This window comes from Brevibacillus schisleri (assembly GCF_055685845.1).
The window spans coordinates 4,967,746-4,980,055 of record NZ_JBVNDM010000001.1 but is presented as its reverse complement, the minus strand read 5'-3'; the positions used below and the strand labels follow the sequence as shown (position 1 = coordinate 4,980,055).

Below are 12,310 nucleotides of genomic sequence, written 5' to 3'. Positions count from 1 at the left end.
ATGAGACGATCCGCAAACAGATGGTGGCAAAAAACAGGAAAAGCTTTTTTCGCAGCAGGTTTGGCTTTAGCGCTTGCTGCATGCGGACAACCACAGGAAGCAGCAAAGCCTGTCACACAACAAGCGAATGAAGCTACACCAGCTAATGCATCGGTGCCTCCCGAACAAATACTCAGACTGAATAACTTTACAGAACCGCTCTCTCTTCATCCCGGACTCATTTCGGATGTTTGGTCATCCAATGTTATTTTTCAAACGTTTGAGGGTCTGACTCGCATTAACGACAAGGGCATTCCTCAGCCCGCGATGGCCCAGGAAATCAAGGCATCAGACGATTTGTTGACGTATACCTTCACGATTCGCGACAATGCGAAGTGGTCAAACGGCGATCCCGTAACTGCGCACGATTTTGAAAACGCTTGGAAATGGGCACTCGATTCCAAAAACGGCTCCCAGTATGCCTACCAGCTGTTTTATGTAAAAAATGCAGAGGCGGCCTTTGCTGGCAAAGCGAAGCCCGAAGAGATCGGGGTCAAGGCAACAGATGACAAGACACTCGTCGTCCAACTGGAAAACCCGACGCCGTTTTTTCTGGAGCTGACGGCTTTTTACAGCTACTTTCCGTTAAATACGAAAGTGGTGAAAGACAATCCAGACTGGGCGAAGGAAGCAGGACCAGCCTACACCTCGAATGGACCGTTCAAACTCGCTGCGTGGGAGCATAAAAACAAGCTAACGCTAACGAAAAATGAACATTATTGGGACGCAGACGCTGTCAAGCTGACCAAAATCGAAATGAATATGATCAATGACGCGAATACAGAGCTGTCCATGCTGGAGAGCGGCGATCTCGATTGGGCAGGTGCCCCGGCTGGCAATCTTCCGCTCGATGCGATGCCGACCTTGAAGGAAAAAGGATTGCTGGTGATCACGCCAAAAGCCGGAACGTACTGGTATGAATTCAACACAGAGCAAAAGCCTTTCCACAACAAAAAAATTCGCCAAGCCTTTTCATACGCGATCAACCGGAAAGACATCGTGGAGAACATCACGCAGGGAGGGGAATTGGTTGCGACAGCCGTAGTGCCGCCGACAATGTTTGCTGAGAACGAGCAAGGCTTGTTTACAGACAACGACATGGAAAAAGCCAAGCAGCTATTGGCGGAAGGGATGAAGGAAGAAGGATACGCAAGCGTCGACCAGCTCCCGCCGATTACACTGTCCTATAATACGGAGGAAGCACAGACCAAAATCGCGCAAGCTGTACAGGACATGTGGCAAAAGAACTTGGGTGTGCATGTCAAGCTGGAGAATCAGGAATGGAATGTCTACTATGAAAACGTGAAAAACGGTAAGTACCAAGTAGCGCGGATGGGGTGGACGGGGGATTTCAACGATCCGATCAACTTCCTGGAAATATTCCGAACGAAGGAAGGCAACAACCATACTCGTTGGGAGAATCGTCAATATGCCGATCTATTGGCGGCTTCTGCCAAAGAGAAGGATGCTGCCAAACGAAAAGCAATCTTGCAAGAGGCTGAGAAAATCTTGGTGGATGAAATGCCAGTTATTCCGTTTTACTTTAAGTCTACGGTGTATGCGCAGAATCCCAAGTTAAAAGGTGTAGTCATTTCAGGTCTGGGATACGCGCAGTACAAATGGGCCTATTTTGAATAAATCATAAGCTGTCACATTCGAAGGGCTGGTCAGTCGGATTATTCCACGACCAGCCCTTCGAATACGATAGAGACTTTCTCTTCCATGATTTCTTCGAGTGCCCAGGCGCCTTCGCTGCGTACCCAATCATAAAGAGCGTTATAGTAAATGTTTTCCAACATATTCGCAGCAACAAGTGGGTTGAATTTGCTTTTCAATTGATTCTTTTCTTGCGCTTCTTCAATCAGGTCGGCGAACAGCTGGCGCAATTCAAAGTACATGTTCTTTTCGTTCTCAAGCACTTTCCGATGTTTCATCGAGGATTCTACGACGACTTTGATGAAATCGAAATTGGTGATGGTGACTTCATTCATGATCTTGTAAATCCGCAGCACCTTCGACTTGCATTCGTCACCATAGTCCCACTCTTCCCGGCGCTCCTCGATTTCATGCAGACGCTCGTATCCCCAGTTAGCGAGAATGGCTTCCTTTGAAGTGAAATGCAGAAAGATCGTACCGCGTGCAACATCCGCTTCTTCGGAAATCATGTCGATGGTAGTTGCTTCAAAGCCATGTGTTTTGAAAAGCTTGATGGCAGCATTGAAGATTTTTTCGCGTGTTTCGCGCTTTTTCCGTTCCCGTCTCGTCGTCAAGTATGTAGCACCTCCCTATGAACTCGTACGCTTGATTATAACACAACGGTTACCTAACAAAAGAATAGTTCATGCAATTGAGCATAATTTAGGTGAAAAAAGGATAGACTTCTGCGAAGGTCGAATGTATATTTATATACTATAATGAATAAATATTAAATCATACCAGGCTCGTGATGCATGGGGTGGAGGAGAGTAAAATGGGTGTTGCAAAGGCGCTGGCAGTACGTCAGGCTACGATGAAAGACGTGGATGCCATGTTGGAGATTGTTAATGAATATGCACAGCAAGGCTTGATGCTGCCACGTACGAAGCTGTCTTTCTTGGAAAACTTGCAATCCTTTATTGTCGCTCATGACGGAGATTCGGTCGTAGGTGTTGCAGGCCTGCATATTTTGTGGGAGGACCTGGCAGAGATCCGCTCCTTGGCTATCTCGGAAAAAGCAAAGGGGATGGGCGTTGGGAAACATCTGGTTCTTCATTTGGTTGAGCAATGCCGCCTTTTGGGAATTAAGCGTGTATTGGCGCTGACCTATCAACAAGTGTTTTTTGAAAAGTGCGGGTTTTGGGTAGTTGCCAAGGAAACACTGCCGCAAAAAGCCTGGAAAGATTGCATTAACTGCTCCAAGCTGCCGATGTGCGACGAAATTGCTATGATTTTCGAAACGGCTTGATACATTTGGTCTAGCCTTCCTTTTTCCTTTTCTGGTACTATATTCATATAAATAGTAGAAATATAAACAATATTCTATTAGTATACCAGAAAAACCGATTGGCAAAAATGGGGGGCTTTTCCATGAAACTAGGCGCTCGTATACTGCTCGTACTATTATTGGCAGGTAGTGTACCGCTGACAGCAGCGGGAGTGTTTGCTTATCAGGAATCCAAGCAGGAATTGTTGAATGGAAGTGCCGCTACACTGGAAGCACTACGTCAAAGCAACAAGGAACAGGTGGAAAATTACTTTCGCGAGCGAGCCAGGAACGTGGATACGTTGGCTGCATCGGGAACAGTAATGTCCGCCCTTTCTTCGTTTGAGGACGTGTGGCAGCAAGGCCTGGGATCATCTGCTTATGGAGAAGTGCAAGCGCGGTATACGAACGAATTGAAGATGGAGGTCGCTCGCTACGGCTTCGTAAATGCCTTTCTGTTGAATGCACAAGGGGACATCGTGTACGAGACAAAGCCACAGGCCGATTTCGGTACCAATCTCCTGACAGGCCCACACGCTGGCTCTGTACTTGGCCAGACTGTACAGCAAGTTCAGAAAACCCAAAGCGCAGAAATGTCAGATCTAGGCATTTACGAACCATCCGGAGGGGCGCCAGGGGTATACATTGCAGCGCCGATCTATGAACGAGGCTACATCATCGGGCAAATAGCAGTCGAAGTATCCATGGACTATATTTCAAGAATATTCAACCAACGAGAAGGGCTGGGGGAAACCGGGAAGATTTACTTGGTTGGCGGTCCGGACAAGCTCATGCGATCGCAACTGGGCAGTGGACCAAATACGTTGTTACAGCAAAAAGTAGATACGCCCATCGTCGATCAAGTCTTGCTCACCCAACAATCAGAAGGAACGGTCGAGAGCATGGATTACTTAGGTCAGCAAGTGCTCGTGTCCTACGATCAGGTTAAAGTGGGGAAAAAGACGTGGGCGATTTTGGCAGAGAGGAATATGACCGAAATACTGGAGGGCCCAACCCGCATTCGGAATGCCATGATTGCTTTTAATGGTGCCGTCCTCATGCTCATCGTTATCATCTCGTTATTTACTGCAAACTGGCTTCGCCGCTCGTTTCGCGGCATGCTTGCTGTCGCAGAACGGATCGGGCATGGTGATTTTTCACGAGAGATTCCTGACAAGCTATTAAAACGAAAAGATGAATTAGGAGAACTCGCTGGGTCTCTCGTTACGATGCAGAAGCAATTGCGCAAAATCTTGTTTCAGATTCAGCAGGCAGCTGCTTCCGTTTCAGGGGCGGTGCGTAATATTCAGGGAAACACCAGTGAGATTGCTGCTTCCAGCCAGCAAATAGTCCTCGTGGTCGATCAAGTGGCTGCCTCTGCAGATAGCCAGGTTGAGAAAATGGGACAAACCTTGAATCTGGCTGTTGATTTGACGAAGGATGTGGAAGGAGTAACGGAAAATGTAGAGCGAGTGACCGTATCTGCAGAAGAAATGAAGCAGCATGCACACGCAGGCAGACGCGCGATCGCAGATGTGATGGACAGCATGGACGAAATTAATCGTTCGGTAGAAGCTGCAACGGATGTCATTCATGTATTGGAAGGGCGCTCGAAGGACATTTCGAGAATTATCGCTGTCATTACAGAAATAGCTCGTCAGACCTATCTGCTCGCCTTGAATGCTGCGATTGAAGCGGCCAGAGCAGGAGAGCATGGCAAGGGATTCGCCGTCGTCGCAGGGGAAGTGCGCAAGCTGGCGGAGGATACCAACCATGCTGCCCAGCAGATCGTAGGCATGATTGGAGATGTGCAAAAGGATACGAAGGAAGCGGTATCCAGAATGGTCGAGGGTGCCCAAACAACCGCCCGTGGCATGAAGACAGCCCATCAATCGCAAGAGATGTTCCAGCACATCGAGGAAAACATCCTCGGGGTGTCGCAAGAAATTAACGGTGTCAGTGAAGCCTTCAAACGTATGGCGCCAGATGCCCAACAGGTAGCTGTAGTCGCTGGGGAAGTATCGTCCGCATCGATGCAAGCGGCTGCTGGTGTCCAGAGCATCTCGGCTGCGGTAGAAGAGCAGAGTGCAGCGATGGAGCTCATCGCAGATGCTGCGAATCAGTTGGCTATTCTAGCAGAAGAGCTGAGAAGCTCCCTTGCAACCTTTGTCTCGCGCGAAAATTAAGAAAAAAGGGACGGAGCAAAAGCCGGTGGAAACTGCCTTTTCTCCCGTCTCTTTTTGTATTTTGGAAGGATATCTCACACAAAATGTTGAATGATAAGGACGATGGAGAGTTTCAAGCCGGAGGGACGTAAGCGTGCACAAACTAGATTGGGAACTATATCTGCTACCGTTCGAACAAGCTGTAGAAGAAATCAAAGTCAAAATTAAAAATATCCGTAACGAGCTGCGCAAACGCAAGGAGCATTCACCGATTGAGTTTGCGGTGGGCAGGGTCAAATCGATCCCGAGTATTTACAACAAGGCAAACCGCTTGCAGTTTCCTATTGATGAAAATATTTGCTGGGAAATTCGCGATATCGCTGGCATCCGTGTCATTTGCCAGTTTATTGATGATATACCGGCTGTCGTAGAGATGATCCGCAACCGCGGGGACATGCGTGTGTATTTGGAGAAGGATTATGTCTCTACCCCAAAAGAAAGCGGCTATCGCGGCTATCACCTTGCTGTGGAGTATCCGATTATGATGGCGGGTGGGCAGGTGACCATTCCGGTAGAAATTCAGATTCGCACATTGGGAATGAATTTTTGGGCGACGATTGAGCACTCGCTGAATTATAAATACGAGGGAATTATCCCATCCGATATACGGCAAAGATTGTTCGAAGCTGCCAAGGCGTCCTACAAGCTGGATAGTGAAATGAACAATATCCGGGACGAAATTAAAGACGCCCAAGCAGAGTTTACGAAAAAAGAAGTGCCGATGGAGTCATTATTATCGTTGGTGGAGCTGGATCTCGACGTCGATGCGGCAATGGAAGAAGGAAGTATGAATGAAGGGGCTGGAGAAGAGAATGACAAGCGTTAATTGGCTGGGAGAAACAAATAAACGCAAGGAAGAACTAATTGCGACGACGCAACAATTTTTGCAAATAAAAAGCGTACTCGACCCCGAGTCCGCGCGGGAAGGTGCCCCTTTCGGAGAAGGGATTCGGCAAGCGCTTGACTTTGCGCTAGGCGTATGTGAAAAGGCAGGCATGACAACCAAAGACGTCCGCGGGTATGCAGGGCACGCTGAATTCGGACAAGGCGAGGAATTGATCGGCATTCTGAGCCATGTCGATGTCGTACCTGAAGGCGATGGCTGGTGTACACCACCGTATGCGGCTGAGATTGTGGATGGACGCTTGGTGGCACGTGGTGCGATTGATGACAAGGGACCGACGATGGCGGCCATTTTCGCCGCGAAGATCGTGATGGAGCTGGGATTGCCACTGTCGAAGCGCGTGCGCTTTATTTTCGGTACGGATGAAGAATCGAGCTGGCAGTGTGTGAACACGTATTTTGAAACGGAAGAAATGCCGACGATGGGCTTTACGCCAGATGCAGACTTCCCGCTGATCTATGCGGAGAAAGGCTTGACTGACCTGTCATTGCGCCAGAAGCTTGAATCCTTCCAAAGCCTCGGAATACCTGCTGCGGAAAATGTGGAGGCAAAGCTCGTTTCCTTACAGGCTGGCTTGCGGATGAACATGGTTCCAGACAAGGCTGTAGCAACGCTTGCACCAATCGGCTTGAATAGTGAGGCGATTGAACAAAGTTATCGTAAGCACTTGGATGCGACTGGCTTGAAAGGCAAGGCGGAGGAGCAGGATGGCCTCGTCGTTCTGCACATGGAGGGCGTCTCGGTTCACGGAATGGACCCGAGCAAAGGTGTCAACGCGGGTACCGAGCTCATTCACTTTTTGCGCACCTTGTCCTTGGATGAACGGGGAGCAGTATTCGTAGGCTTGGCTGATCGTTATTTGCACAAGCAGTATTATGGGGAAGCGATCGGCATCGCGCATAATGATGAAGAAATGGGCGCGCTCACAGTGAACACAGGTGTGATCGAGTATGACGAAAAGCAGGATGCGCTTTTCCGTCTGAATATCCGTTACCCACATTCTGTAGCCTTCGAAAAATGGTCGGCGGTGCTGGCTGAACGATTCAGTGAAGGAGCATTTACGCTCGAAGTGGCTGAGCATCTGACACCGCACCGCGTCGACCCGAATCATCCTTTGGTGACGACACTGCAACGCGTGTATACAGAACAAACGGGTGAGGAAGCTGGCATCATTGCAATTGGCGGTGCTACCTACGGCCGTTCGCTGGATGTTGGGGTGGCATTCGGACCGCTTTTCCCAGGACGACCTGACAGTGCTCACCAGCGAGATGAATATATTTTCGTCGATGACCTGATCAAAGCGACAGCGATTTACGCGCAAGCGATCTATGAATTAGCGAAGTAGAAAATAGGCAAACGGCTGGGCACAAGCTCCAGCCGCTTTTTTTTTTGCTGAATTAGACGAGACAAAAAACTTAGCAAATGCTGCGAAGGCAATTGAATCAAATGAGACAGCTTGAAGATGCACTCGAGCGCATTCGGGACAGCGGTTGGGGAAACAATAATAAGGGAATTCAGTATCAAAAAGGAGATAAATGATGGACGATCTTACGAAATTGATCAAGGATTTGACGGAAACGGACGGAGTACCTGGGCACGAGCGCGAAGTCAGAGTAAAGATGGAGAAGTACTTGCAGCCTCTTTGCGATGAGTTGGTAAAGGATCGGCTGGGTGGAGTGCTCGGGAAGAAGACGGGTGCAGAAAACGGTCCGAAAATTTTGCTCGCGGGACATTTGGATGAAGTAGGCTTCATGGTGACACATATCACGCCAAAAGGGTACTTGCGTTTCATCCAGCTTGGCGGATGGTGGACACACAATATGCTCTCGCATCGTGTGAAGGTCAAGACACGCAAAGGTGAGTATCTGGGGCTCATTGGTTCGAAGGCACCACACGCGCTGGAAAAAGAAGAACGGGAAAAAGTCATGAAGCTCAAGGAGTTGTACATCGACATCGGGGCAAAAGATGAAGCGGATGCAAAGGAAATGGGTGTTCGCCCAGGTGACTGGATTGTCCCTGACAGTAATTTTACGACGATGCACGACGGAGAGCTGTGGGTCGCAAAGGCGCTCGATAATCGGGCGGGGTGCGCGATGGCAATCGAGGTACTGAAACGATTACAGACGGAAGAGCATCCGAATGTGGTATACGCCGGTGCAACCGTACAGGAAGAAGTAGGGACTCGTGGAGCTGGCACAATAGCGAGGCTGGTTGAACCGGATATTGCTTTTGCTGTTGATGTTGGACTCGCGTATGACACACCTGGAAATGAATCGTATCCGATGACCTGCAATGTGGGAGACGGTCCGCTCGTCATGTTATTTGATGCTACGATGATTCCACATACCGGATTGCGTGATCTCGTATTCGACACAGCAGAGGAGCTGGGCATCAATATCCAGGTGGATGCCCTCGCAGGAGGTGGAACAGATGCAGCGAAATTCCATTTAAGCGGAATTGGCTGCCCATCGATTGTCGTCGGCTTTGCGACACGGTATATTCACAGCCATAATGCGATTATGTCCAAAAGCGATTTCGAGCAGGCTGCCCAACTGCTGACAGCTGTTATCAAGAAGCTCGATAAGGAAACGATTCAACAATTGATCGACAGATAGGCAAGGAAAGCAAAACCCTCCCCATGTATGAATGCATTGGGGAGGGTTTTCGTTTTGTTACTTGTTCTTCTCGGGGAGGTCTACCTTTATTTCCAGACCCTTAATAAACTGATCATCTGTGACTGTTTCAGCGAAATGATCTTTTACGACAAAAGGCTTGATTATAAAATACTTCGGCTGTCCTTGTGCAGAAGCATAGCGGGCGTCAAATGTGAGAGTGTTATCCTTACGTTCCCCTTCTCCGTGGAGGGATGTCAGTTGACGACCTTGGTCGTCAAACAGGGCAGCTCTGATGGACTTATCTGATGTCTCGCCATCCAGTTTGACCGAATACAACAAGCGCGTCGTCACTGGCGTCACATTGACCTCGGATACTTCGAAAGAAATCCCATCGTTTGATTGAATAGCATTCGGTTTAAGCTGGATGGTGTTGCTCGTCGCTTTTTGGAACGGAATGTCCAGCTTGAAGGCTTCATCAATACCAGCAAGCTTAACAACCACTTCCGCATGGAAAGAGTCTGGAATCTTGCCCGTAGAATTGTGTTCAGGTGTCTTCAAAATTTCTTCGAAGACCAGAAAGTTTGGGTGCGATTCGCCAGCTGAGTAGAAAAAACCACCTGTTACCAAACTACCTGGGTCATCTTGCCCTTTTCCATCGATGCTAAAAGTGACATTTTCGATCGCGTCACTGAGTTTGACAACCTCCGCTCCCGTATCAAACATGCCGTCCTTCAGGTTTGGAGCTGTTACATTGAGGAGGTAGACAGCGCGTGTTCCGTCGAAGACCGTCTCTGTTACCTCGAGTTTCATATCCTGGTGAGAAATACTTCTGTTTACCTTGGAAGAAAGACCTTGTTCGCCTGCCGCTCGTAAGCCGAGGTCCGCTTCGATGAAGCTAAAGAGACTGCCGACGAATGGGATCTGCTTAATCGATTGGGCCATGACTGGCGAGATAAATCCAGAGGTGAATACCGTTGCACCTAGAATGACTGCTGCGGCCGCAACATAGGGTGCTTTGCGTAATCGTTGGACTTTTCGTTCACGAGACATTTCCGGGAGAGCGGCGTATGTTTCATCCAGTCGAGCCCGTACCAATGGCGACATCGTCGTATCTTTTGTACGTTTGTATTCCTTTAGTTCTATATCGAGTTTAGATTGATCCATAATGTATCTTCCCTTCCCGAAATATATGTAATTTCTCCATCAAGTTGTTCCGTGCCCGACTGAGCCGCATTTTTGCAGCGCTCTCCGAAATTTCCAGTATCTCTGCTACTTGTCTTAAAGGCATGTCTTCAAAATAGTGAAGCACAATAACAAGACGCTGCTGCTCATCCAATCTCTCAACGGCGTCCCGTAGGTCAATAAGTTCGTCTTTCGGTGAGAGTGACAATTGGTTAGGGAATTCATCCATAAGAACGTTACGGGAGCGATTTGCTACGATCTTGTTGCATTCATTGATCAAAATTCGGAACATCCATGTCTTGAAAAATTGGGGCTCACGAAGTGAATGCAGAGATTTAAAAGCTTTCAAAATGGTTTCCTGCAGAGCATCTGCAATATCTTCCTCCTTTTTCAGGATGGATTTAGCGGTATGGTACAAGGAGCTCTCGACTTGTTTGACAACAGCGATAAAAGCTTCACGATCTCCTTGCTTTGCCAAGAGAACCTGTTCTGTTAGATTCATCTTTCTCACTCCTTTCTGTGTTGGTTTTTCGCATTGACAGTAATTAGATCAGCGAGATCGATACATGGTCACAGGATGCAAGCAAAAATTTTAGCTAGGCTTGCTTCAGCGTCGCGAGTCTTGAAGAAAAATGCCCGGGAGTTGAACGGTTTAGTTGTTTTTTCGAAAGGACTCCTTTAGTATAGGTAGGATAGGATTTCGCAAGGGCAACAACCTGCCTAGGATGAATTTTGATTGATGAGAGCCGGTTTTATCGCATCCACTGTCCATGCAGTCATGGTGTGGCGAATCGGATCGCTTGTGAAAGGAAGTGGAAGTTATGGCAAAATCGTTTGCGTCTTTTGGTTTTCGTCCGGAGCTGATGCAAGGGATTCAAGACCTGTATTATAAAGAACCAACACAAATTCAAGAGGAAGCCATTCCTCTCATTATGGAAGGCAAGGATCTGATCGGACAAGCTCAGACAGGTACGGGTAAAACAGCTGCATTCATGCTGCCGATCCTCAACGCATTGGAAGAGGGAAAACGCGACATTCAAGCGCTCATCCTCACTCCGACGCGTGAGCTTTCCATCCAGATTGCAAAAGAAGTAGAAAAGCTGGGCAAACACCTGAATGTGAATGTACTCTCCCTGCACGGTGGAACGGATATCGACAAACAACTGAGCAAGCTGAAAGAAACGGTTCAAGTTGTTGTAGGAACACCAGGACGTGTATTGGATCATATGAAGCGCGGATCGCTCCATTTCGGACGTATCTCCACATTAGTGCTGGATGAAGCCGATAAAATGATGGAAATGGGCTTCTTGGAAGATGTGGAGCAAGTAATCGTCCACACACCTTCCCAACGCCAGGTGCTGTTGTTCTCGGCTACGATGCCTGATTTGGTGAAAAAACTGGCGCACCGCTTCATGAAACAGCCACCGCATATCAAGATCGAGGGTAAGCAGAAGACTGTGGAGCGCATTGAACAATTTTACTATGTAGTGAACCAAAGCGATAAGACGGACGCTCTCGTCGATGTGCTGGAGCAAGAGCAGCCGTTCTTGACTATTGTGTTTGCCAATACCCAAGTACGTGTGCAACAGCTTACTGCCCGCCTACAGGAAAATGGCCTCTCGGCGAAAGCCCTGTACGGTGATTTGTCCCAAAACAAACGGGAACAACTGATGAAGCAATTCCGTGAGATTCGTTTCCAATACTTGATCGCGACAGATATCGCGGCTCGTGGACTGGATGTAGAAGGTGTAACTCACGTCATCAACTACGATTTGCCGAATGACGTGGACAGTTACATTCACCGCGTTGGTCGTACGGGTCGTGCAGGACAAAAGGGAAAAGCGATCTCCCTCATTTCTCCTCGTCAGAAAAACTTGATGGCTCGCTTTGCGAAAGCGACGAAGGCTTCGATCGAAGAAAGAATTTTGCAGGAAGGACGCCATCTGGATGCCGGACGTCGTCAGCGCGCAGAAGAACGGGAAACTCATTTCATTGAGCTGCGGGCGCAACAGGCGAAAGAGCAACAGAAGGAAAAAGACAAAGAGTTCTCTCCTGTACGTGAAGCGATTAAGAAAAAGACGAAGGTAAAGCCAGGCTACAAAAAGAAGATGGCTCGTGAGCTGGGAGAACTGCAAACGCAGTACGAGAAAAACCGCAAGAAGGCTGAAGCGATTGCAGCACGCAAAGCGGGTAAATCTGCAAAGCCTGCCGATACGAAAAAGGCAGGAAAAGGTGGAGCCGCTCGTTCTGCCAAGGGTGGAAGACCGTTTAGTCAATCTGCCGGAAAAACAAGAGGAAGATAAAAAATGAAGAGGCTGCCCAGATTCGAAAAGGATCTGGGCGGTTTTTTTTGTAGAAACGCCTTTGGTGTATGAAAGGAAGT

At 48.4% G+C, this 12,310-nt stretch carries 10 protein-coding genes; 7 read left to right on the top strand and 3 right to left on the bottom strand.

Going from position 1 to position 12,310, the window contains the following annotated elements; translation table 11 throughout:
- Complete coding sequence (locus ACUUHJ_RS23665; RefSeq protein ID WP_472300072.1) at positions 1-1,677, top strand: peptide ABC transporter substrate-binding protein; 1,677 nt, start codon at positions 1-3, stop codon at positions 1,675-1,677.
- Positions 1,678-1,715: 38 nt separating this feature from the next.
- Here the strand turns inward: ACUUHJ_RS23665 and ACUUHJ_RS23660 are convergent, their stop codons facing one another.
- Positions 1,716-2,309 (bottom strand): TetR/AcrR family transcriptional regulator, encoded by a 594-nt coding sequence (locus ACUUHJ_RS23660; protein ID WP_173618652.1) that lies wholly within the window; start codon positions 2,307-2,309, stop codon positions 1,716-1,718.
- 200 nt (positions 2,310-2,509) lie between these two features.
- On the opposite strand from ACUUHJ_RS23660, the gene ACUUHJ_RS23655 reads away from it, so the two are divergent.
- The 5 genes from ACUUHJ_RS23655 to ACUUHJ_RS23635 all read left to right on the top strand — a co-directional run bounded on the left by ACUUHJ_RS23655 (position 2,510) and on the right by ACUUHJ_RS23635 (position 8,745).
- Positions 2,510-2,983, top strand: a complete 474-nt coding sequence (locus tag ACUUHJ_RS23655) for an N-acetyltransferase (protein WP_007722846.1) — start codon at positions 2,510-2,512, stop codon at positions 2,981-2,983.
- 122 nt (positions 2,984-3,105) lie between these two features.
- Positions 3,106-5,187, top strand: a complete 2,082-nt coding sequence (locus ACUUHJ_RS23650; RefSeq protein ID WP_472300071.1) for a methyl-accepting chemotaxis protein — start codon at positions 3,106-3,108, stop codon at positions 5,185-5,187.
- A gap of 133 nt (positions 5,188-5,320) precedes the next feature.
- Positions 5,321-6,052, top strand: a complete 732-nt coding sequence (locus tag ACUUHJ_RS23645; RefSeq protein ID WP_472300070.1) for a GTP pyrophosphokinase — start codon at positions 5,321-5,323, stop codon at positions 6,050-6,052.
- A complete protein-coding gene (gene pepV / locus ACUUHJ_RS23640) occupies positions 6,039-7,475 on the top strand; it encodes a dipeptidase PepV (RefSeq protein ID WP_472300069.1) in 1,437 nt (478 codons plus the stop codon). The genes ACUUHJ_RS23645 and pepV overlap by 14 nt, the downstream gene beginning before the upstream one ends.
- A gap of 190 nt (positions 7,476-7,665) precedes the next feature.
- Complete coding sequence (locus ACUUHJ_RS23635) at positions 7,666-8,745, top strand: M42 family metallopeptidase (RefSeq protein WP_064201066.1); 1,080 nt, start codon at positions 7,666-7,668, stop codon at positions 8,743-8,745.
- Between the two features lie 57 nt (positions 8,746-8,802).
- Here the strand turns inward: ACUUHJ_RS23635 and ACUUHJ_RS23630 are convergent, their stop codons facing one another.
- Both ACUUHJ_RS23630 and ACUUHJ_RS23625 read right to left on the bottom strand, forming a co-directional pair.
- On the bottom strand, positions 8,803-9,909 hold the full coding sequence (locus tag ACUUHJ_RS23630) for a DUF4179 domain-containing protein (RefSeq protein WP_472300068.1): 1,107 nt from the start codon (positions 9,907-9,909) through the stop codon (positions 8,803-8,805).
- Positions 9,896-10,429: an RNA polymerase sigma factor gene (locus ACUUHJ_RS23625; RefSeq protein WP_472300067.1), complete on the bottom strand. Its 534-nt coding sequence runs from the start codon at positions 10,427-10,429 to the stop codon at positions 9,896-9,898. The genes ACUUHJ_RS23630 and ACUUHJ_RS23625 overlap by 14 nt, the downstream gene beginning before the upstream one ends.
- Before the next feature lie 319 nt (positions 10,430-10,748).
- On the opposite strand from ACUUHJ_RS23625, the gene ACUUHJ_RS23620 reads away from it, so the two are divergent.
- A complete protein-coding gene (locus ACUUHJ_RS23620; protein ID WP_472300066.1) occupies positions 10,749-12,230 on the top strand; it encodes a DEAD/DEAH box helicase in 1,482 nt (493 codons plus the stop codon).
- Positions 12,231-12,310 lie beyond the last annotated feature (80 nt).

What these genes read in the sequence shown, in the direction of transcription:
- ACUUHJ_RS23650 (WP_472300071.1), top strand. Translation starts at nt 3,106, where the DNA reads ATGAAACTAGGCGCTCGTATACTGCTCGTACTATTATTGGCAGGTAGT.
- ACUUHJ_RS23625 (WP_472300067.1), bottom strand. Translation starts at nt 10,429, where the DNA reads ATGAATCTAACAGAACAGGTTCTCTTGGCAAAGCAAGGAGATCGTGAA.
- ACUUHJ_RS23620 (WP_472300066.1), top strand. Translation starts at nt 10,749, where the DNA reads ATGGCAAAATCGTTTGCGTCTTTTGGTTTTCGTCCGGAGCTGATGCAA.
- ACUUHJ_RS23630 (WP_472300068.1), bottom strand. Translation starts at nt 9,909, where the DNA reads ATGGATCAATCTAAACTCGATATAGAACTAAAGGAATACAAACGTACA.
- pepV (WP_472300069.1), top strand. Translation starts at nt 6,039, where the DNA reads ATGACAAGCGTTAATTGGCTGGGAGAAACAAATAAACGCAAGGAAGAA.
- ACUUHJ_RS23665 (WP_472300072.1), top strand. Translation starts at nt 1, where the DNA reads ATGAGACGATCCGCAAACAGATGGTGGCAAAAAACAGGAAAAGCTTTT.
- ACUUHJ_RS23655 (WP_007722846.1), top strand. Translation starts at nt 2,510, where the DNA reads ATGGGTGTTGCAAAGGCGCTGGCAGTACGTCAGGCTACGATGAAAGAC.
- ACUUHJ_RS23635 (WP_064201066.1), top strand. Translation starts at nt 7,666, where the DNA reads ATGATGGACGATCTTACGAAATTGATCAAGGATTTGACGGAAACGGAC.